Annotated in this window: 21 protein-coding genes and 1 riboswitch; of the genes, 12 read left to right on the top strand and 9 right to left on the bottom strand. The window is 38.4% G+C overall.

Annotated elements, in window-relative coordinates; genetic code table 11:
- The first annotated feature begins 25 nt into the window (after positions 1 to 25).
- Positions 26 to 769 (top strand): hypothetical protein, encoded by a 744-nt coding sequence (locus tag LKW28_RS16835; protein ID WP_229141532.1) that lies wholly within the window; start codon positions 26 to 28, stop codon positions 767 to 769.
- A gap of 35 nt (positions 770 to 804) precedes the next feature.
- On the opposite strand, the gene LKW28_RS16830 is transcribed toward LKW28_RS16835, so the two are convergent.
- The gene (locus LKW28_RS16830) at positions 805 to 1800 is read right to left on the bottom strand and encodes a zinc-binding dehydrogenase (protein ID WP_229141530.1); all 996 of its coding nucleotides are present in this window, start codon (positions 1798 to 1800) and stop codon (positions 805 to 807) included.
- Between the two features lie 196 nt (positions 1801 to 1996).
- On the opposite strand from LKW28_RS16830, the gene LKW28_RS16825 reads away from it, so the two are divergent.
- Both LKW28_RS16825 and LKW28_RS16820 read left to right on the top strand, forming a co-directional pair.
- A complete protein-coding gene (locus LKW28_RS16825; RefSeq protein WP_229141528.1) occupies positions 1997 to 3049 on the top strand; it encodes a P1 family peptidase in 1053 nt (350 codons plus the stop codon).
- Between the two features lie 12 nt (positions 3050 to 3061).
- Positions 3062 to 3763, top strand: a complete 702-nt coding sequence (locus LKW28_RS16820) for a gamma-glutamyl-gamma-aminobutyrate hydrolase family protein (protein WP_229141527.1) — start codon at positions 3062 to 3064, stop codon at positions 3761 to 3763.
- Between the two features lie 30 nt (positions 3764 to 3793).
- On the opposite strand, the gene LKW28_RS16815 is transcribed toward LKW28_RS16820, so the two are convergent.
- The 3 genes from LKW28_RS16815 to LKW28_RS16805 form a co-directional block, all read right to left on the bottom strand.
- Positions 3794 to 4117, bottom strand: a complete 324-nt coding sequence (locus tag LKW28_RS16815; RefSeq protein WP_229141526.1) for a hypothetical protein — start codon at positions 4115 to 4117, stop codon at positions 3794 to 3796.
- 193 nt (positions 4118 to 4310) lie between these two features.
- On the bottom strand, positions 4311 to 5309 hold the full coding sequence (locus LKW28_RS16810) for an HAAS signaling domain-containing protein (protein ID WP_229141525.1): 999 nt from the start codon (positions 5307 to 5309) through the stop codon (positions 4311 to 4313).
- Complete coding sequence (locus LKW28_RS16805) at positions 5296 to 5643, bottom strand: PadR family transcriptional regulator (RefSeq protein WP_229141524.1); 348 nt, start codon at positions 5641 to 5643, stop codon at positions 5296 to 5298. Before LKW28_RS16805 ends, LKW28_RS16810 begins: the two co-directional genes overlap by 14 nt.
- A 141-nt stretch (positions 5644 to 5784) precedes the next feature.
- Positions 5785 to 5895: riboswitch (TPP riboswitch) on the top strand.
- A gap of 61 nt (positions 5896 to 5956) precedes the next feature.
- Here LKW28_RS16805 and thiM point away from each other — a divergent pair.
- From thiM to thiD, 3 genes are read left to right on the top strand one after another with little or no spacing between them, the layout of a single operon-like run.
- A complete protein-coding gene (gene thiM, locus LKW28_RS16800; protein WP_229141523.1) occupies positions 5957 to 6781 on the top strand; it encodes a hydroxyethylthiazole kinase in 825 nt (274 codons plus the stop codon).
- Positions 6768 to 7415, top strand: coding sequence for a thiamine phosphate synthase (gene thiE, locus LKW28_RS16795; RefSeq protein ID WP_229141522.1), 648 nt, complete (start codon positions 6768 to 6770; stop codon positions 7413 to 7415). Before thiM ends, thiE begins: the two co-directional genes overlap by 14 nt.
- A complete protein-coding gene (gene thiD / locus LKW28_RS16790; RefSeq protein WP_229141521.1) occupies positions 7415 to 8194 on the top strand; it encodes a bifunctional hydroxymethylpyrimidine kinase/phosphomethylpyrimidine kinase in 780 nt (259 codons plus the stop codon). Before thiE ends, thiD begins: the two co-directional genes overlap by 1 nt.
- Before the next feature lie 24 nt (positions 8195 to 8218).
- Here the strand turns inward: thiD and LKW28_RS16785 are convergent, their stop codons facing one another.
- Positions 8219 to 8989 (bottom strand): class I SAM-dependent methyltransferase, encoded by a 771-nt coding sequence (locus LKW28_RS16785; protein WP_229141520.1) that lies wholly within the window; start codon positions 8987 to 8989, stop codon positions 8219 to 8221.
- Between the two features lie 170 nt (positions 8990 to 9159).
- Here LKW28_RS16785 and LKW28_RS16780 point away from each other — a divergent pair, with 170 nt between their 5' ends.
- Positions 9160 to 10077 (top strand): ParA family protein, encoded by a 918-nt coding sequence (locus LKW28_RS16780; protein WP_229141519.1) that lies wholly within the window; start codon positions 9160 to 9162, stop codon positions 10075 to 10077.
- Positions 10078 to 10093: 16 nt separating this feature from the next.
- Positions 10094 to 10585 (top strand): hypothetical protein, encoded by a 492-nt coding sequence (locus tag LKW28_RS16775; protein ID WP_229141518.1) that lies wholly within the window; start codon positions 10094 to 10096, stop codon positions 10583 to 10585.
- Positions 10586 to 10600: 15 nt separating this feature from the next.
- On the opposite strand, the gene LKW28_RS16770 is transcribed toward LKW28_RS16775, so the two are convergent.
- The 4 genes from LKW28_RS16770 to LKW28_RS16755 form a co-directional block, all read right to left on the bottom strand.
- Positions 10601 to 11863 (bottom strand): sensor histidine kinase, encoded by a 1263-nt coding sequence (locus LKW28_RS16770; RefSeq protein WP_229141517.1) that lies wholly within the window; start codon positions 11861 to 11863, stop codon positions 10601 to 10603.
- Positions 11864 to 12097: 234 nt separating this feature from the next.
- Positions 12098 to 13003, bottom strand: a complete 906-nt coding sequence (locus LKW28_RS16765; protein WP_229141516.1) for a rhodanese-related sulfurtransferase — start codon at positions 13001 to 13003, stop codon at positions 12098 to 12100.
- Between the two features lie 250 nt (positions 13004 to 13253).
- On the bottom strand, positions 13254 to 14036 hold the full coding sequence (locus LKW28_RS16760) for a TatD family hydrolase (RefSeq protein ID WP_229141515.1): 783 nt from the start codon (positions 14034 to 14036) through the stop codon (positions 13254 to 13256).
- The gene (locus LKW28_RS16755; protein ID WP_229141514.1) at positions 14029 to 15270 is read right to left on the bottom strand and encodes a helix-turn-helix domain-containing protein; all 1242 of its coding nucleotides are present in this window, start codon (positions 15268 to 15270) and stop codon (positions 14029 to 14031) included. Before LKW28_RS16755 ends, LKW28_RS16760 begins: the two co-directional genes overlap by 8 nt.
- A gap of 129 nt (positions 15271 to 15399) precedes the next feature.
- On the opposite strand from LKW28_RS16755, the gene LKW28_RS16750 reads away from it, so the two are divergent.
- The 4 genes from LKW28_RS16750 to LKW28_RS16740 all read left to right on the top strand — a co-directional run bounded on the left by LKW28_RS16750 (position 15400) and on the right by LKW28_RS16740 (position 18354).
- The gene (locus tag LKW28_RS16750; protein ID WP_229141513.1) at positions 15400 to 16701 is read left to right on the top strand and encodes an MFS transporter; all 1302 of its coding nucleotides are present in this window, start codon (positions 15400 to 15402) and stop codon (positions 16699 to 16701) included.
- A gap of 123 nt (positions 16702 to 16824) precedes the next feature.
- Positions 16825 to 16947 (top strand): hypothetical protein, encoded by a 123-nt coding sequence (locus LKW28_RS23040; protein ID WP_267498042.1) that lies wholly within the window; start codon positions 16825 to 16827, stop codon positions 16945 to 16947.
- A gap of 47 nt (positions 16948 to 16994) precedes the next feature.
- Complete coding sequence (locus LKW28_RS16745; protein ID WP_229141512.1) at positions 16995 to 17714, top strand: GTP pyrophosphokinase; 720 nt, start codon at positions 16995 to 16997, stop codon at positions 17712 to 17714.
- 22 nt (positions 17715 to 17736) lie between these two features.
- Positions 17737 to 18354, top strand: a complete 618-nt coding sequence (locus LKW28_RS16740) for a TetR/AcrR family transcriptional regulator (RefSeq protein WP_229141656.1) — start codon at positions 17737 to 17739, stop codon at positions 18352 to 18354.
- The last annotated feature ends 7 nt before the right edge of the window (positions 18355 to 18361 follow it).

Here is an 18361-nt window from a genome sequence, read left to right as displayed (position 1 = left end):
TTTACAACTTGAAGGAGGAATTCATGTGGCAATCGTTTCCGATTCAATGTTTAATACATATAAGCAAAAAATTTTGTCCCTGCCGGTAGATTATATAGAACAGGACTTAAAAAGCGAGACATTTTTACTAGATAGGGATGAAAAAAAACACCTCGAAATTTATTATGCGCCATTTGAATATGTAAATGAGGCTGCGAAGGTAATGATTGTAGGAATCACCCCGGGACTACATCAAATAAAAAGATCCTATTCAACGATACTTGACATAAAAAATAAGGACCTCTCGGATGAAGAGCTGCTTCATCAAGTTAAGAAAAATTCAAGCTTTGAAGGCCCGATGAGAAAATATCTCATTCAAATGTTGGACGAGCTTGGCTTACAATCCTATTTGGACATTTCGTCCACAAGTGAGCTGTTTTCGTCTGCTAGTCATCTTGTTCAAACAGCATCATTAATTAGATACCCGGTATTTTATAAGGGAAAAAACTATTCTGGCTCTACACCGAAGATGTTAAGAACGGAGCTCTTAAAGAAACATATAATGGAGAGCTTTACAAAAGAAATGGTAAGTATGCAAAATCCTCTCATAATTCCTTTGGGAGTTAATGTGACAGCAGTGTTTGATTATCTTGCGGAAAGTGGCTATGTTTCGCCCGATTCTGTTCTTTATGGCTTTCCACATACATCCGGTGGAAATGGACATCGGCATCGACAATTTGCCGAGAATAAAGAACAAATGAAACAAAAGCTTGCGACTTATTTTTCATAAAAAAACTGCACCCTTTCGATGGGGTGCAGTGCACATTAGTCTTCAATTTTTATCGCGATTTTTCCGAACTGTTCTGCTTCATCAATACGCTGCATAGCTTTTGCTGTTTCTTCGAGAGGGAACACTTTATCAAGAACTGGTTTAATTTTATGTTCATTGACGAATTGAAGCATTTCATTGAACTCTTCAGTACTCGCCATGGTTGAGCCAAGTAAAGTATATTGACCATAGAAGAATTCGCGAAGGTTGAAGTTGACAGTATCACCAGCAGAAGCACCGAATGTTACCATTTTTCCACCTTTTCGCAGTTGTCCGAGTGATTTATGGAAGGTAGCTGCTCCAACTGTTTCCACCACAATGTCCACTTTTTCACCGTCAAGCAGTTCATTCCAGTCACCATTGCTATCAATTGCAACATCTGCACCTAATTCAAGAGCCTGCTTTAGTTTTGCTTCTGAGCGAGAGGTTACGATGACTCGAGCCCCAACAGCTTTTGCGAAAAGCATAAGGAAAGTAACCGCTCCACTTCCGATTCCTGGTAAAAGGATGGTATCGGTTGGTTTTACTTGTGCTCGGGTGAATAATGCACGATAGGCTGTCATCGCCGCTAGTGACAATACGCCTGCCTCGTCCCAGGATAAATGCGCAGGTTTTGGACCAATATTATCCGCTGAGATTGTAATTTTTTCAGCAAAGGTTCCGTGGTCTGGCAAACCAAGGATTTCGTGGCCTTCAGGTGGTGCATCACTATTTTCTTTCCAACCTAATGAAGGATTGATGACAACTTCATCTCCAATTTTAACGCCCTCAACTCCAGGACCAACAGCCTCTATAATCCCAGCTCCGTCAGATCCAATTACTAGAGGCGGCTCTGTTTCTTTATGCCTATGTAAAACGAATAAATCACGGTGATTGAGGCCAGCGCTTTTAAGTTTGACTTTCACTTCACCTAATTTTGGTTCCAATTCACCGATATCTGAATAGGATGTACCGTCTATTCCAGGGACTTGGTGATGTACAAACGCTTTCATAAATTTCCCTCCTGTTTGTAAGTATGATAGTTTTATTCTAATAGAACTCAACAGGGGATTTCAACTAATTGGATTTTGGGAATAAGTAGTTCTTTTTTCGTACCATCAAAATTCAATTATCCCCATTCATATACTTATCCCTACACATCTAGCCTATAATAATAACAAACACCAAAACGGGAAGGGTTTTTCATTTATGCAAAAAAGACTAAAAGACTACGGAATCCAAATCGGTACTTTACCAACAGGGCCCCTCAATAAAATCACAGATGTAAAAGGAGTCAAAGTCGGTCACTCCACGATTTCGAACGGAGATATCCAGACCGGGGTGACAGCAATCATCCCGCATGAACAAAATATTTTTAACAATAAAGTGGTCGCCGCTTCATATGCTATGAATGGGTTCGGCAAGACGATGGGGACTCTGCAAATCGAAGAGCTTGGCACAATCGAAACACCGATTTTACTTACAAATACACTAAGTGTGGGGGTGACTGCAAATTATCTCATCGACTATATCCTAGCGCAAAATAAAGAAATCGGAGACACTACTGGAACGGTAAATCCTGTCATTGGCGAATGCAATGATATGTTTTTAAATAACATCAGAAAACAGTCCATCACAGAAGAACATGTCCAAGGGGCTCTTGAAACTGCAACAATCGATTTTGAAGAGGGAAGTATTGGGGCAGGTATGGGAATGAAGTGCTTTGGCTTAAAAGGAGGCATTGGCTCTTCCTCTAGGATTCTTACATACCCGCATGGAACCTACACTCTAGGAGTATTGGTGCTCTCAAACTTTGGTGAAATTGATCAGTTTAGATTAAATGGAATTCAAGTAGGGCAAGTAATTAAATCCAATCTTCCAGTAACAAATCCAGAAGGCGTTAAAGGCTCAATTATGATTATCATCGCGACCGATTTACCCGTGACATCACGCCAATTAAAGCGCATCATCAAGAGAGCTTCAGTGGGACTAAGCAGAACAGGCTCTTTTATTGGGAATGGGAGTGGTGATGTATTCATCGGTTTTTCAACAGCAACCAAAATTAGCCATGAAAATAACCAAGCATTACAGACGTATAAAGCTGTCCATGAAGACGATCTAGATCAAGTGTTCTTAGCAACAGCTGATGCAACAGAGGAATCCATATTACAATCATTAATTACCTCAAAAACGACAATAGGTCGCAATGGAAACACTCTTTATTCATTGGCTGATTATATGGGTGAGATTCAGTTAAAATGAGGAGGAAACTGCATGAGTAAACCGATAATTGGTGTTACTTCACATGTTGAGTTGGATTATAAACATTCACTGTCGAATGATTATGTTCAGGCCGTTATTCAAGCCGGGGGCATTCCGGTGATTTTGCCTATCGGGATTGACGAGGATGTTTCGCAAATTGCAAGTTCAATAGATGCGCTCCTTTTAACAGGGGGTGGGGATATCGATCCCACTCTTTTCGGTGAGGAACCGCATCCAAAACTCGGTACAATTTCGCCTGGCAGGGATCAATTAGAACCTGCTATTATTAAAGAAATGCTTGACGCGGATAAGCCGATCCTTGCGATTTGTCGGGGTATTCAAATCTTGAATATCGCGCTTGGCGGGGATATGTATCAGGATATTTATTCGCAGCATGAGAACGAGCTGCTTCAACATTCTCAAAAGGCAACGAGATATCACCTTGCTCATTATGTAAAAGCGAAGGAAGGCAGTTTACTGGCATCCGTTGCCGGCACTGACGAATTTAAGGTGAATACGTATCATCATCAGTCTGTTCGCCATGTGCCATATCCACTTGAAGTATGTGGGGTAGCTTCAGATGGAATTATCGAGGCAATTGAAAGTAAGGGACATTCCTTTGTGCTAGGGGTTCAATGGCATCCGGAAGGTCTTGCGGTTAATGGAGATAGTATAGCGAAGCGGATATTTACGAGATTTGTAGAGAGTTGTTAAAAAATAAAGGAGTTTAGCCGAGCTAAACTCCTATCTCCAGTACTCCAAATACTCATAATTGTCGGTGGGGACTTTTTTAATCACTTCGTTCGCTTCATTACGGTAAACCTCATATTCTCGATAAATCTCAACTTTATTCCCGTTCACAACCTCCGTATCAACGAACTGCATTTCCAATTCAGGAATCATTCCCTTAACCGAGTTTTTCTCTTCCGGATTTGCAGTTACTTCTTCATCAGAAGACATATCAGAAACAGAAATCGCATTTTTGTAAACGAAGACATCATCTGCTTCAATTACACCGGTCACAAATATGATAAAAAGAATCCCAATCGCAGCCATAAATTTATTCAAAATTACCAAACTCCTTTTTCCTATATCTACTACTTAATCTATATGCATTTCGAAAAAAGAATAGGACAACTAATCCTCCCCAAGAGACAAAGGGTTGTTTGGTAAAGGGTAAATTCCGATGACCATCTCAGTGGTTTGCGTTTTGGTAAAAATTAGGGGAACGGGAGAACCGTCCCCATGTTCTACCCATGTTCTAACGAATACTGGCCTTGCGAATTCCATCAAATATGGCAATGGCTGCGGATACGATGAATATAACGAGTATTGTTGTAATGAACCAAGTGTTAAATTGATTTTCATTGATGCTAAATAAATCTGACATATACAAGATAAAATCCTGGTTTAAGATGTTTGGATTTAAGAAGATCATGATGAATACTATGGTTGCAAATACCTCAAGGATGGTATTGTAGATTGCCATTCTTTTCGTCCATTGTCCTTTGATTAGTTTATATAAAGCTAATGCGATTTCCAAACCAATCACGGCTAGAACGAATGGCCAAAACGAAATCAATACCTCTTGGTTTAAAGCTGGTGTTATAAATTCGAGGCCATCTTTACCGCCTTCATAGATACCTAAAAGCTGGTTGGCATAAAAGTAAAGGGTCCCCCAAATTGCTGTCCACAATAAAGCGCCAAATACGTCAAATTTTGAAATTGCCTTTTTCTTTGGGATGTAGGTGATATTTTTTAAATCATCTGGAGTCCATTTTTTTAGGCTGCTTGTTAATGGCAGGTCATCTTTTCCTTTATCCGTTCTTTCAATAATGGCAAACACAATTGTAAACCAAAAGAAGGTTTGGATCGAAACGTCTATCACTCTCCAAATCCCCATGCCAATTAAGTCCAGTACAACATTAATGATGGCTTTATCGCCATCATACCCGATAAAAGATTCTGCAAGCATTGAGATAAGAGCTACTACTGCCGCGATCGGTAAAATCATTTTTAATAGGCTAACATACACATCAAAATAACGTGGACCAATTAAGTGCATAGGCCGTTCCCGATAATTACCAGCCAATTTTACAGGACTGCCCAATTTCCCAAGCACAGTTTTTACGTCTTCATCATTGTACTCATCAGGTAACATATCCTCGATGGTTGACCGCAGTTCAAGTGCGATATCATCACGCATTTTTTCAGGCAGTCTTCTTGTAACCTCCTGAATGTAGATATCAATCAGATTCATAATCTTCCTCTCCCTCTAATAATCTGTATAGCTCTTTTGAATTTTGAATCCATTCTTTTTTTAGCTGTAAAAAGATCTCAAGACCGTGTTCACTTAGCACATAGTATTTTCGGGGTCTGCTTTCAGATGTATCCCAGCTGCTCGTCACTAATTCCTGTTTTTCCAGACGGCGAAGCAAGGGATATAAGGTACTTTGTTCAATCGCAATACCCGAACCTTCTAGTGATTGAACAAGTGAATACCCATATTGCGGGGTTCGTAATTGACTTAAAACCGCTAGTGTCAATGTTCCTCTTCTTAGTTCTGTCATTAATGAGTTTAATAAGTTACTCATTCACCCACCTCATTTTTTATTACTATATGTCATACAGTATTTAATTTATACTATGTATCGTACACTATTGTTGTGACGATAGCAATTGATCTTTTCAAAAATAATGACAGATTTATTTGATATGTTATAATAAAGTGAATTGAATAAGAACAGGGGGGCTCACACATGTGGGCTGAGAGTAAGCGAAATGTAGCTTTGACCCTAAAACCTGATTTGGATAATGCCAACGTAGGGAATATGTTAAGTATGAGTATTCATGCGGTATATCTATTTCAGGTATACCGCATTTTTTATTTGGATAGGAGGAATAGGGATGTTTGAGCCAATTTTAGCGAATGTTAGGGAAAAAACACCGCTTGTACATAATATTACAAACTATGTGACGGTGAATGACGTTGCAAATATTGTACTTGCTTGTGGGGGTTCACCGATAATGGCGGACGATCCGAAGGAAGTGGAGGAGATTACAAGCATTTGTAATGCGCTTGTGATTAATATTGGTACTTTGAATGAACGAACAATTGAATCAATGATTTTAGCAGGAAAAGCTGCAAATAAATACGGGCATCCTGTTGTGTTAGACCCGGTTGGTGCGGGTGCATCAAGCTTAAGAACCGATACGGTCTTTAGGCTTTTAAAAGAGGTTCAGTTTACAGTTATCAGGGGAAATCTATCAGAAATCAAAACCGTACATGCTGGCAGCGGAAATACAAAAGGCGTGGATGCAGCTGCTGAAGATGTTATCAATGAAGGTAATATCGATGAGATGGTTCAATTTGCGAAAATGATAAGTGAGCAAACCGGTGCTGTTATTGCAATTACGGGTGCCATTGATATCGTTGCAAATAAGGAAGAAGCGTTTGTCATTCGAAATGGTCATCCTTTGATGTCAAAAATAACGGGTGCAGGTTGTATGCTGTCATCGGTTGCAGCTGCCTATTGTGGAGCAAATCCTCAGGAAATTTTAAAAAGTACAGCTGCAGCGGTTAGCGGGTTTGGGTATTGTGGTGAATTGGCTTATCAAAAAGTAGAAGAATTAAATGGCGGAACCTCATCATTTCGAATGTACTTAATTGATTCAATGAGCAAGCTAGATTTTAAACTACTAGAAGGTGGGATGAACCTTGAACGTCGATAAACATGAAATGCTTTTATACGCCGTAACAGATCGGGCTTGGACAGGCAATCAGACGTTAGTTGAACAAGTAGAAGAAGCACTTAAGGGTGGAATTACCTTTCTGCAGCTTAGGGAAAAAAATCTTGGTTATGAAGATTTTTTACAGGAAGCAATTGAACTTAAAATGCTAGCCGCATTCTATGATGTTCCATTTGTGATTAACGACAATGTTGAGATTGCACTGGCATGTGATGCAGATGGTGTTCATGTTGGTCAAGAGGATATGCCGGTTGAAAAAGTGCGTGAATTAATTGGACCAGATAAAATTCTCGGGGTTTCTGCACAAAATGTAGAACAAGCGATTGCTGCTGAAAAAGCGGGTGCAGATTATCTCGGTATTGGTTCTGTCTTTCCAACGAGCACGAAGGATGATGCAAAACCGATGACCTTCGAAACCGTTCAGGAAATTTGTAAAAGTGTCTCGATTCCAATTGTCGCTATCGGCGGAATTACTAAATCAAATATTTTGGAGTTAAATGGGAGTGGGGTAGACGGAGTTGCGGTTGTTTCGGCGATCTTTGCCCAGTCCGATATTACCGGGGCCACAAAAGAATTACGGGAGCTTTCAACAGAGATGGTAAGGGAGAGAAAGTAATGAAAAAGGTATTGACGATTGCTGGATCTGATTGTAGTGGGGGAGCGGGGATTCAAGCTGATATTAAAACAATCACCGCCCACAAAATGTATGCAATGAGTGCAATCACAGCACTCACCGCTCAAAATACAACGGGTGTATACGGCGTGCTAGATTCGACTCCTGAATTTATTGGACAGCAGCTGGAATGCATCATGACCGATATTTTTCCGGATAGTGTGAAGATAGGGATGGTGTCTTCACCTGAGATCATTCATACAATTGTTGAGAAACTAGAAGAATACGAGCCTGCAAATATTGTTGTGGATCCGGTGATGATTTCTACAAGTGGAAGCAAGCTATTGAGTGACTCAGCAATGGATGCTTTAATCACTAGATTGTTTCCGCTAGCTACGATTATCACCCCCAATATTCATGAGGCTGAGACACTTTGCGGAATGGAGATTCACACAAAGGAAGACATGCAAGTGGCTGCGCAAAAATTGTCCGAAACCTATAACGGTGCCATTTTAATCAAAGGAGGACATCTTGAGGATACAGCCGATGATCTTTTATATAACGATGGGATATTCACATGGTATCCAGGAGATCGTATCGATAACCCGAATTCTCATGGTACAGGTTGCACGCTTTCCTCAGCGATAGCCTGTAATCTAGCAGCTGGATTGGATATAAAATCAAGTATACATGAATCAAAACGTTATATTACGGGAGCGTTAGGTGCTGGACTGGACCTTGGGAAAGGGAGCGGGCCTTTGAACCATTGCTATAATTTATAAAAAAAGTGGGGGATTCCCCACTTTTTATAGTTTTGTAGCTTTCAGGACGACTGCTTCTCCTTGGAAGGATTTAATTTGATTATTCACTATTTGTATCCGAAATTTCTGTTTGATTTGATCGGTAGCGTTTAGCATGTACTCAGATAGTTCGGACTTCTCTTTGGCTGACAAATGCATGCGATCAGCCCAGCTCTCAAATTCAAATGTTTTTTCAAAACGATAGAGTTCTTGGATTTCAAACCTTTCGTTTTCGAGCATTTGGAGCCACTCAGACTTTTTCCATGCACGGAAATGACTGTAGTCTCGCTTTTTTTCAACTGTGTTATAAAACTCATCAAATTCGTCGTTTTCTGGAGCAACATTATCATCTAATAAAAATTGACCGCCTGATTTTAACACGCGAGAAACCTCATGAGCGAAGCTTTTTATGTTTGGAAAATGATGAGGAGCAATTCGGCAAGACACAATATCAAATGTTCCATCTGGGAATGGCAGTTTTTCGGCATCGCCTTCAATAAAATCCACGTTTTCATGTCCATTTGCTTTAATAAACTTCTCCGCAGCTGCTAACATTTCTGGCGTTAAATCAAAAGCTGTCACCTTCCTTACAAGTGGTGCGAGGGCATTTGCAGTATGTCCGCCACCAGTAGCAATGTCAAGAGCAAGTTCCGTTCCATTGGCGTCGGCCAATGCCACTAATGTTTGCAAATCCCCGCCTTTACGATGACCTTCGCTTGTTACATAAGATGCAGCACTACGACCAAATTGCTTTTTAACGTCATTTTTATTGTTCATCCTTAAACCCCCATTTCGCTTGATATCTTTAATCATATAGTAAAAATTTACATCCAGATAATATTAAAAGATTATAAAATGGGATAAGAAAAGGTTATCATGTCTCGAAATAAGAATATTTTCCTATTTTATTAATAAATATAATTGAATACTTCTTAGGGGGTCAGCATGTGGCTGAAGGAAAAAAGATTTTTGTTGGGAACTACAAAGGTGGAGTTGGCAAGACTACAAGTATTTATCAGATTGCGCTTCACCTGACAGAAGCAAAGAAGAAGGTGCTCTTAATTGATCTGGATCCTCAATGCTCATTGAGTGAAATCTGTCTTACAAGAATTGATCGCCATCTTGAACAGCTTGAAAACAATGAAAGTCTTAATTTTATCTATGATATGTGGGAGCAATTTAAACAATTCCCATATTTGAGGTACACCATCAATACAACAAATTTAATCAAACAAACCCCTGAACAAATCCACTTCATTCCTTCTAATCTATTTTATACAAATGGTGGCCTCGATCAAATTGCTTCAAGATTACGAGATGGTTTTGAAGACCTTGTTGTGCTTCAGCAATTCTTCCAAAGTACGGAGATTGAAAGCAAATATGACTATATCCTATTTGATTGCCCGCCAAGCAATAATGTAATAACCCAGGGTGCATTCCTGTTCTCAGACTACTACTTGATTCCCTCGATTATTCAAACGATGAGCATTCGTGGGGTAGTCCATTATACGAAGTCAGTTGAAAAGATTTATAACCATTATTGTGTTGATCATAAAAAAGCACAGCTTGCTACATTATTATTTGGTCCAAAACCGAAGTTGATTGGAATATTTGAAACGCTTAAAAAAGCCAATGTTAACAATACCCAAGCGATTCGAAGTTTAAAATCTGAATTAAAAGAAGCAGATATTGATTCAATTCTCTCAGATTTCGAAGAAGGGAACTACTTTTTCAAAACGGTGATTCAGCACTATGAGGCGATTGCACGTGATACAGCAGAGGGTAAAAAACGTTCGGAATATGCAGAATTAACGGATGAAATTCTATTTTGTTTGGAACCGACTCTTTTTAATAGTCTTATATAAGCGGAGGAAGAAATAGATGAGATCATTAACTTATCAAAAAGTCGCATGTCATTTGGAAAAAATGAAGATAATCTATGAAACACTTCAATTGCCGAAAAAAGATGTGAAAGAAATTGAGAATGCAATTGAGATATTTAATCGTCACGGTGACATCCCGATAGAGGAAAAAGGGATCAAAACTAGACCAGAAAAACGCTCCAACAATAAAACAAAGCCAACGTTCTCTGAAATTGTGGATTCTTTATTTAATAAGAACTACAGTGTGTTGGCAGGAACGAAACTGAATTATGCCGAATTCAGATCTGTGGAGAAGATTATCCACTATATGGATAATACCTCAAAAACAAAAGTCATGAAAGATGCTGCCGCAATAGATTTAAAGCTTCTATATTGTCTGCTTACCGAGGATAAGCAAGAATTGAAAGGAACAAAAAATGAAATTTATGAGGCAATCAAGCGTGATATTCGCACTAAAAAGCGAGGAAAAGCTTTTTTGGAATTTGCATAAAAATGACCCCACCCTTTAGGCGTGGGGTTCGTTAATGGAAAGGATAGAAGGGAATTGAAAGGTGAATTCTGCTCCTTCTCCAACTGTACTTGTCACTTTTATCGTACCATTCATTGCTTTCACAATGCTGTAGACAACCATCATGCCGAGGCCAGTTCCTTTAGAGCCTTTTGTGGAGTAATAGGGTTCTCCAAGCCGGTCAATCTGTTCCTTCGTCATTCCCATACCAGTATCTCGTATAACAATCGCAACATTGGAGCGATCATAGTGAGTCTCAATATATAAACTCCCACCACCAGGCATGGCTTCAATAGCATTTTTCATGACATTAATAAAGCATTGATGGAATTTCTGACGGTCACCCTCCATCGAGCCAATCAACGCAAAATTTGTAATAATCTCAACGGAGTGTTGGTTCGCAGTTGGTTTTAGAATAGAAATAACCTGTTGCAACTCACGTTTGATCTGAAGCGTTTCAACAGTCTCAAAGGCGGGTTTTGAAAACGTCAAATAATCTTGAATGACTCTTTCAGCAGATCCTAATTCCGCTTTAATAATTAATAGATACTCCCTTTGTTTATGGCGGGCGAGGGTATTTGACATTAATAACTGTACAAATCCCATTGCCGCTGTTAAAGGGTTTCTGATTTCATGAGAAATCGCTGCACCTAATTGTTCAACAGCATGAAGCTTTTCTGATTTTACAATGGTTTGCCGCATTTGAATATTATTCCGTACAAATTCGGTTAAATAGGCTAATATTCCTAAGCCAATCGGTGGGATGATTAGGTAAGCAAACCAAGCATCAAAAGGGTTGGCTGGCGGATTTGTAATTTGTAGTGCAGCAACTGTTAAAACGGATAAGATAAAAGTCATAAATACTGCTACGCATATCCGTTTATTTGAACTCAGCTTCCAAAACTTCGGGTATGTTTTCCATAACACAACAGAAAGGGGAAGATATAATAAGATTGTTGCAAAAAACCCCAGGTTTATCCCAAAAAATCCTCTTATAACAATAACAGTCAAACATAAGATGGGACCAATCCCTAGATAGAGACCTCCAATTAATACTGGAATCAGGCGAAGGTCAAAGTAGTAGGCGGGAGTTGGCTGATAGGAAAATATATAGCAAACCACAATAAGCATAGCTAATCCTATGTAAGCTTCCCATTTTGAAAGGCTAAGGTTTCTTTTTCGTTCAAACCATATTAAACCAATAAATAAAAGTATGATTAATATTGAAAGGTTAACCAAAATATGCTTTGTAATTTCCATAATTCACCTTCGACAAGTAGTAGTAAAGTTTTATAATATAGTAAATAGTTCGACAATAGATGATTCTATTATAATATAGATTTACAAATTTTGCTTGAAATAAGTGAATTTTTTGGAAATAAGTCGCGGAATTTTTGGATAAAGTGGAACTTATTGCCTATATTATTCGTTATTCCACTTTTTTACCAAGAAAAACGCAAAAAAAACTGCTTAGAATCCTAAGCAGTATTCTATTTACACCAACTGATGTTCCTTTATATATCGGTTATGAGGGTGATCCTTGCATTCTTGGCTGCAGGATCTGTAATGTTCGTGCTCACAATCCTCGCAGAGAAGAAGATGCTTGTTGCATTCTGGGTTTCCACATTTCACATACCGTTCTTCAGGTTGTCCACAATGATAGCATTTCCCAACAACTGTTTCTTCACCAGTTCGGTTGACTGGCACCGAAATTCGTTCATCAAATACATAGCATTTTCCGTCCCATAAAGCACCTTTGGCCTCTTGGTCATAGCCGTATGTGATAATGCCGCCTTCAAGTTGAGAAACATCCTTGAAACCTTCCTTTACAAGAAAGCCAGAGAACTTTTCGCACCGTATGCCACCTGTACAATAGGTTAGTATTTTCTTATCTTTGTGTTCGCTTAAGTTTTCCTCAACCCATTTTGGAAGTTCACGGAAGGTTTCGATGTCGGGTCGGATTGCGCCTCTAAAATGGCCAAGATCATATTCATACGTATTACGCGCGTCAAGGATAATAACATCCTCTTTTTGCATCGTTTCAAGGAAATCCTTTGGAGAAAGATGCTTTCCGGTGATTTCGTTTGGATTGAGATCCACACCAAGATTTAAATTCACAATCTCTGGCTTAACCTTTACTTTTAATTTCTTGAATGCATGTCCTTCACTTTTCTCAATTTTGTAGACCATGTCAGAAAAACGAGCGTCGTTTTGCATAATCTCCATGTATTTTTCTGTTTGCTCCACAGTACCCGAAACTGTACCATTCATTCCTTCAGATGCGATAAGGATTCTTCCTCTTAATCCAAGGTTCGAGCAGATCTCAAAATGTGCATCTCTAAATGCTTGCGGGTCATCGATTTCGATATATTTGTAATAGAGTAAAACTTGATAATCCAATTTTTTCACCTGTTTCTATCTAATTCACATTGGCGAATTTGCGCCCGATTTTTTTAGGACCGCGAGATATGTATCACAAGACGTTGCCACAGGACATGGCGTTCTTAGTCTTTGATCCTGTGTTCGAAAAAATTTCCTTTGAAAAATCGTGGCAACCGCCGGAGTCTTAAACATTAATCAGTAGAAGAGTCGGACTACTGCTGATTAGTGTTAAAGCTTTTTCTTTTAGTATGATATCAAAAATAACTGCTTATGTTAAAGTACTTTTTATTTCCTTATAACAAAAAGTCGTATTTAACACGATCTGTTCATTCAACTCTTGGGAATTTAGTCCGTACAGAGTGGAAAGATGACTCAATATACAGCGTAAAAATAATGGTGTAGTCGGTTGGTTTTTAAACTCTTCCTCATATGGCCAGGGACCATCGGTTTCGATTAAGAGCTGGGAGAGTGGAACCTGTTTTGCGAGTTTTTGATCCCGTGTCCGGTAACAAACTTCAGGTGTAACGGAAATAAAGTAACCTGCTTCAACAATCTTAATAATTACCTCATCTGGTGCTTTTAGCCAATGGTAATGTGCAGCTGCCACTTGTTTTTTCAGTAACAGGTCAAAAACCATCTCTGCTTTATCATGGACGGCATGAAGCGTGACAGGCAGTTGTTGTTGAACAGCTACCTCTAGACAACGAATTAAGAAATCATAATAGTGCTCCAGAGAAAAAGGAAGCTTTTCAAGATTGTAATGAGGTAGACCAATTTCACCTATTGCTACAATCTTTTTCCTTTCCGCCTGTACTAATCGTTCCCACTCTAAGTATTCCTGTTCGATTGGGAGCGGTTGTTCTGGATGAAATCCAATAGCAGGATGGACAAAGCCTGGAAACTTTTCATGTAGTTCAAGGGTCCGGTAGGAGGAGGGGAGATCATTGGAAACAGCAATGACTCCTTTAACTCCGGCTTCCTGCCATTTTTCGATTTGTACTGGAAGTATTGTATCCTCATATTGTTCAAGGTGAATATGAGCATCAATCATGATTTTTACCTTGTAATGCCTTAATCTGATGATACGTTTTCTTACTAAATTCTTTATATGGAGAGTTCGGCAGATGATCAAATAAATCAACTGCTCTTTTTGCTGCCAACAATGCCTCATCTATTTTTCCTAGCTCAATAAGGCAAAGGGCGATGTACGTATCTTTCAAATAAAATTGTGACAAGTCAAACGGATGACGGTGATAATCAGGAACCTCGACTTCATTTAAATAGTCAATGGCTTCTTGATATTGGCCAAGTCCATGTAAAGCTTTCCCTTTTTCCAGATAAAACCATTCCTTAAATTGTTGTTGGTGAAATTCCGGATTCCCTAAAAACTGATCAACGATTTCAAGGGCTGTATGATAATCATGCTTAACAGACGTAAGTGATTCAATGTAAAAAAGCTGTGACGTAATCTTTGACATTTTGTCATCCGAAAACTCAGCATACTGCTTTAATTTTGTTAAATAGTATTCATGTAATTCCAGGTCATCAGCCATCATGGAATAGGCAGCAGCAAGACGGTATAAATCATCAATTAAATAAAATATCTTATTTTTTTGTGAAAAGGAAATCGCCTCATCCATGACACGTTTGGCCGATTGAATATCGCCTACTGCAAAGTATAGAACGGCTTCTTGATAATCAAGGTCTAATCTCGAAACGGGATCTAGAAAAACATGTTTTTTCTCGATTTCCCCACGTTCGTGAAGGATTGTAGCAAGTGCATCTCCATAATTGTAGTCTAAGAAATGGACAAGTCCCCGAAAGACAGCAATACTGGTCCTTTTGGTCGTGACATTCATTTGATCGTAAAGTACCGCAGCCTGCTCAAGTGGTTGTGTCCAATCCCTGTGTTTTTCCCAATAAAGACTATATCCGTACAATTCCTGCAATCTGGCAGCCACATATCCTTGATTTAATTGAGGAATATGCTGCTCGATTAGTGAAATAAGATTTTTATATTTATTAGGATTTTCGTCACTAGAAACAACATATATTTTTTCAGCTTGATCTAATATGTCTTGCAACTCTTCAAAATTCACTTCATTTAAAAGCTGAGATAACTCGATTTCAAGTCTTTCCGCAATATAAGTTAAACTTTCCATCGATGGATTTGCTTTATTATTTTCAATAAGGCTCAGCATGCCCTTTGTCAGTTTTGTTCCTGCAAGCTCTTCAAGTGTTAATTTCTTTTGTTTTCGTAATTTGCGTATGCGTTCACCAAGCATGTGAAATAGGCACTCTCCCTATTTTTTATATTTTGTTTAATTATATTAAACTTTTTGTTGAAAGGAAAGTATAATGATGATATGATTTGTTTAATCAAATTAAACTTTTCCAATATTGGAGGAATTAACATGAATGAACAACAAAAGCTTAAAAGGGCAACGTATCATTTATTTACTTTCACAATCAGTAAAATCATTTCCTCATTTGGTGCACAAGTATACGCATTTGCCATCAGTTTTTATATACTTCAATTGACAGGATCTGCAACAAGCTTTGCAACAAATCTGATTTGTAATCTTTTGCCAAGAGCACTTGTCGCCCCACTTGCTGGATATGCGGCTGACAAGTACTCCCGTAAGAAAATTGTGATTATTTCACAGCTTGTGACGACGCTCGCGATTGTCGGACTGCTTGGTTTTAGCATGACCTATGGTCTATCATTACTTGCAATTTACACGACAACCGTCGTATTATCCATCGCAACTTCATTTACAGGAGTAACCTTTACCTCGTCGGTTACAGGCTTGGTTGATGAAGATCGGATCCAAAGAGCAATGTCACTTAATCAGATTTCGATGTCATTTGCAGCAATTGGCAGCCCAGCAGTTGGCGGGCTTTTATATGGTACAGTGTCGATGGAAGTATTTTTAGGAATGTATATAGCAGCTTCAGTACTTGCTGTTCTCCTTGAATCGACAATGAACTTCAATCTATTCGCAAAACGTAAAGAGAAAGAAGCACAAGATCAGTCAGAAACAATGTGGCAGAGTATTAAAGCGGGAATTAGCTATTTAAAAACAAAACAGGTTCTTATGATCATGATCTGGATTTCATTAATCATTAACTTCTTGTTCGGAGCATTTGAGGTTGGTTTTTCCTTTATCTTAATTGAAAAATTAAAGATGGCTTCGCAACATTTTGGATTCGCACAAGGAGCATTTGCGGTTGGAATGCTGTTGTTCTCGATTTATTTTTCAATTCGAAAAGAAGTGAAGTTTCCATTTCTCGTTTCAAAGAGAGGCATCATTGGTTTAGGAGTAATCATGGGTGCAATGGCTGTTCCATTAATGATCTCATTATCCTATTGGTCCGTGTTTGCGTACTATTTTATCGCAATGTTTACTTTCGGTGCCGTTATTATCGTTGTCAATACACCACTACAAGTTATGATGCAAAAAATGATCGATGATGATTTCAAAGGACGTGTGTTCTCTATTTTAGAATCAATGGCGGTCGCATTAATGCCACTCGGGATGATTATTTTTGGCTATTTGTACGATGTCCTGCCAGGTCAATATATTCTCATTTCTTCAGCGGCAGTCCTGATTGGGGTAGTGTTAGTTCTGGCAAGACCAAGTGTTGTTCGCAAAGCACACCCAGAATTGAACGAAAAGAAATCAGTTGTGGAAAAAACAAGTACGGCTATATAAGGATTTGGGCCTTCTCTTATACGGGAAGGCTTTTGATGTGAATAAAATGTGACAATGTGTCATTTTGGATTGACTTGTGACATGTTGTCATCTAAAATTTAACTAGTGAGGTGACACAATGTCATGTTAAAAACTAATTCAAAAAATGAACTAGATCAATTAAAACTGAGAAAGCTTGCAAAAAAACTGCAAGAACTAGGTGTCAAAGCTTCAATTATTAAAAAACCAATAACTTTATTAAGATAAAAAAATGCCAAGTAGTATTTGATTTCTAGGATTAAAGGAGACGAATGATGTCTGTGGTAAATAGAATGGACCAGATTAAAGATATGAAAGTGGAACTTATCCGATTTATGATGTCTTATAAGTTTGCACTCGAAGAGATGATGACAAAAATAAATATTTTAAAGCAGGAATTTCAATATATACACGATTACAACCCGATTGAACATGTATCATCGCGGGTAAAGTCTCCGGAAAGTATATTAAAAAAAGTCAACCGGAAAGGATATGACTTTTCAATTGAATCAATCCAAAAGAACATCCGTGATATTGCGGGGATACGTATCGTATGTTCATATGTTTCGGATATTTATCGTATTAGTGAGATGTTACAACAACAAAAAGATGTAACTTTAATTGAATGTAAGGATTATATTAAAAATCCAAAGCCGAATGGGTATCAAAGCTTGCATCTCATCCTGCAAATACCAATCTTTATGTCCGACCGTGAAGAACATGTCTGCGTTGAAGTTCAGATTCGAACAATTGCAATGGATTTCTGGGCAAGCCTGGAGCACAAAATCTACTATAAGTACAATAAAGAAATCCCTCAACATATGAAGGATGAATTAAAAGAGGCTGCTGTTACTGCATCTCAATTAGATAAAAAAATGGAAAGCCTTCAGCGGGAAATGAACAAACTAAAAGAAACAGCTAAAACGGAATATCTTTATAGTAAAGAAGAACAATTCCGTCTTCCAGCCGACTTATTCTCGTTTGTCAATCAGTAGGTACAAGGGGGACAAAGTGGAAATGCCAAAACTTACATTTTTTAATTTGCCAGAGGATAAAAAACAAAATTTGATTAGAGCGGCCAAAAAGGAATTTTCCAGCGTCCCTTTATTTGACGCTTCGATTTCTAATATTATCAAATCTGCTGGAATCTCACGGGGCAGCTTCTACCAATATTTTGAAGACAAAGAGGATGCTTTTTTCTTCTTGTTGGGTGAGTTTGCAAGAGAAAAGAAGGCAGCATTTCTTTCGATGCTTGTAAAGTATGAAGGTGATTTGTTTCGAACATTTACCGACTTTTTTGAGCTGTTCTTATATGAGGATGAGAATGCGACATTTATAAAAAATGCATTGCTTAATATGACACATAAAATTGAAAAAACATTTGATAAAATGACAAGTGAACATGAAATAAATGAAAATTTTAAGTTGTTATGCTCAAAGATTAATTTAATCAAAATGAATGTCATAGATGAGGTTGAATTATTTCATGCTTTGCAAATCATGACATCGGTTATGTTACGCAATTTAATCCATGCATTAGCACATAATTTGCCACGTGACGCAGCATTAAAGAATTTTATGACAGAAATGAATTTGTTGAAAAAAGGTCTTGTCCGGCAGGAAACACATTTGTGATCCGCCG

This window comes from Bacillus sp. REN16, assembly GCF_020731355.1.
GTDB lineage: Bacteria > Bacillota > Bacilli > Bacillales > Bacillaceae_L > Ferdinandcohnia.
The sequence above is the reverse complement of the archived record's forward strand: the minus strand, read 5'-3'. Positions and strand labels throughout refer to the sequence as shown.

Bases quoted from the DNA above. Each gene is read 5' to 3' on its own strand.
- LKW28_RS16770 (WP_229141517.1), bottom strand. From the start codon at position 11,863: ATGGAAATTACAAAGCATATTTTGGTTAACCTTTCAATATTAATCATA.
- LKW28_RS16810 (WP_229141525.1), bottom strand. From the start codon at position 5,309: ATGAATCTGATTGATATCTACATTCAGGAGGTTACAAGAAGACTGCCT.
- thiD (WP_229141521.1), top strand. From the start codon at position 7,415: ATGAAAAAGGTATTGACGATTGCTGGATCTGATTGTAGTGGGGGAGCG.
- LKW28_RS16745 (WP_229141512.1), top strand. From the start codon at position 16,995: ATGTCTGTGGTAAATAGAATGGACCAGATTAAAGATATGAAAGTGGAA.
- thiM (WP_229141523.1), top strand. From the start codon at position 5,957: ATGTTTGAGCCAATTTTAGCGAATGTTAGGGAAAAAACACCGCTTGTA.
- LKW28_RS16830 (WP_229141530.1), bottom strand. From the start codon at position 1,800: ATGAAAGCGTTTGTACATCACCAAGTCCCTGGAATAGACGGTACATCC.
- LKW28_RS16755 (WP_229141514.1), bottom strand. From the start codon at position 15,270: ATGCTTGGTGAACGCATACGCAAATTACGAAAACAAAAGAAATTAACA.
- LKW28_RS16825 (WP_229141528.1), top strand. From the start codon at position 1,997: ATGCAAAAAAGACTAAAAGACTACGGAATCCAAATCGGTACTTTACCA.
- LKW28_RS16785 (WP_229141520.1), bottom strand. From the start codon at position 8,989: ATGAACAATAAAAATGACGTTAAAAAGCAATTTGGTCGTAGTGCTGCA.
- LKW28_RS16740 (WP_229141656.1), top strand. From the start codon at position 17,737: ATGCCAAAACTTACATTTTTTAATTTGCCAGAGGATAAAAAACAAAAT.
- LKW28_RS16820 (WP_229141527.1), top strand. From the start codon at position 3,062: ATGAGTAAACCGATAATTGGTGTTACTTCACATGTTGAGTTGGATTAT.
- LKW28_RS23040 (WP_267498042.1), top strand. From the start codon at position 16,825: ATGTTAAAAACTAATTCAAAAAATGAACTAGATCAATTAAAACTGAGA.
- LKW28_RS16775 (WP_229141518.1), top strand. From the start codon at position 10,094: ATGAGATCATTAACTTATCAAAAAGTCGCATGTCATTTGGAAAAAATG.
- LKW28_RS16760 (WP_229141515.1), bottom strand. From the start codon at position 14,036: ATGATTGATGCTCATATTCACCTTGAACAATATGAGGATACAATACTT.
- LKW28_RS16750 (WP_229141513.1), top strand. From the start codon at position 15,400: ATGAATGAACAACAAAAGCTTAAAAGGGCAACGTATCATTTATTTACT.
- LKW28_RS16805 (WP_229141524.1), bottom strand. From the start codon at position 5,643: ATGAGTAACTTATTAAACTCATTAATGACAGAACTAAGAAGAGGAACA.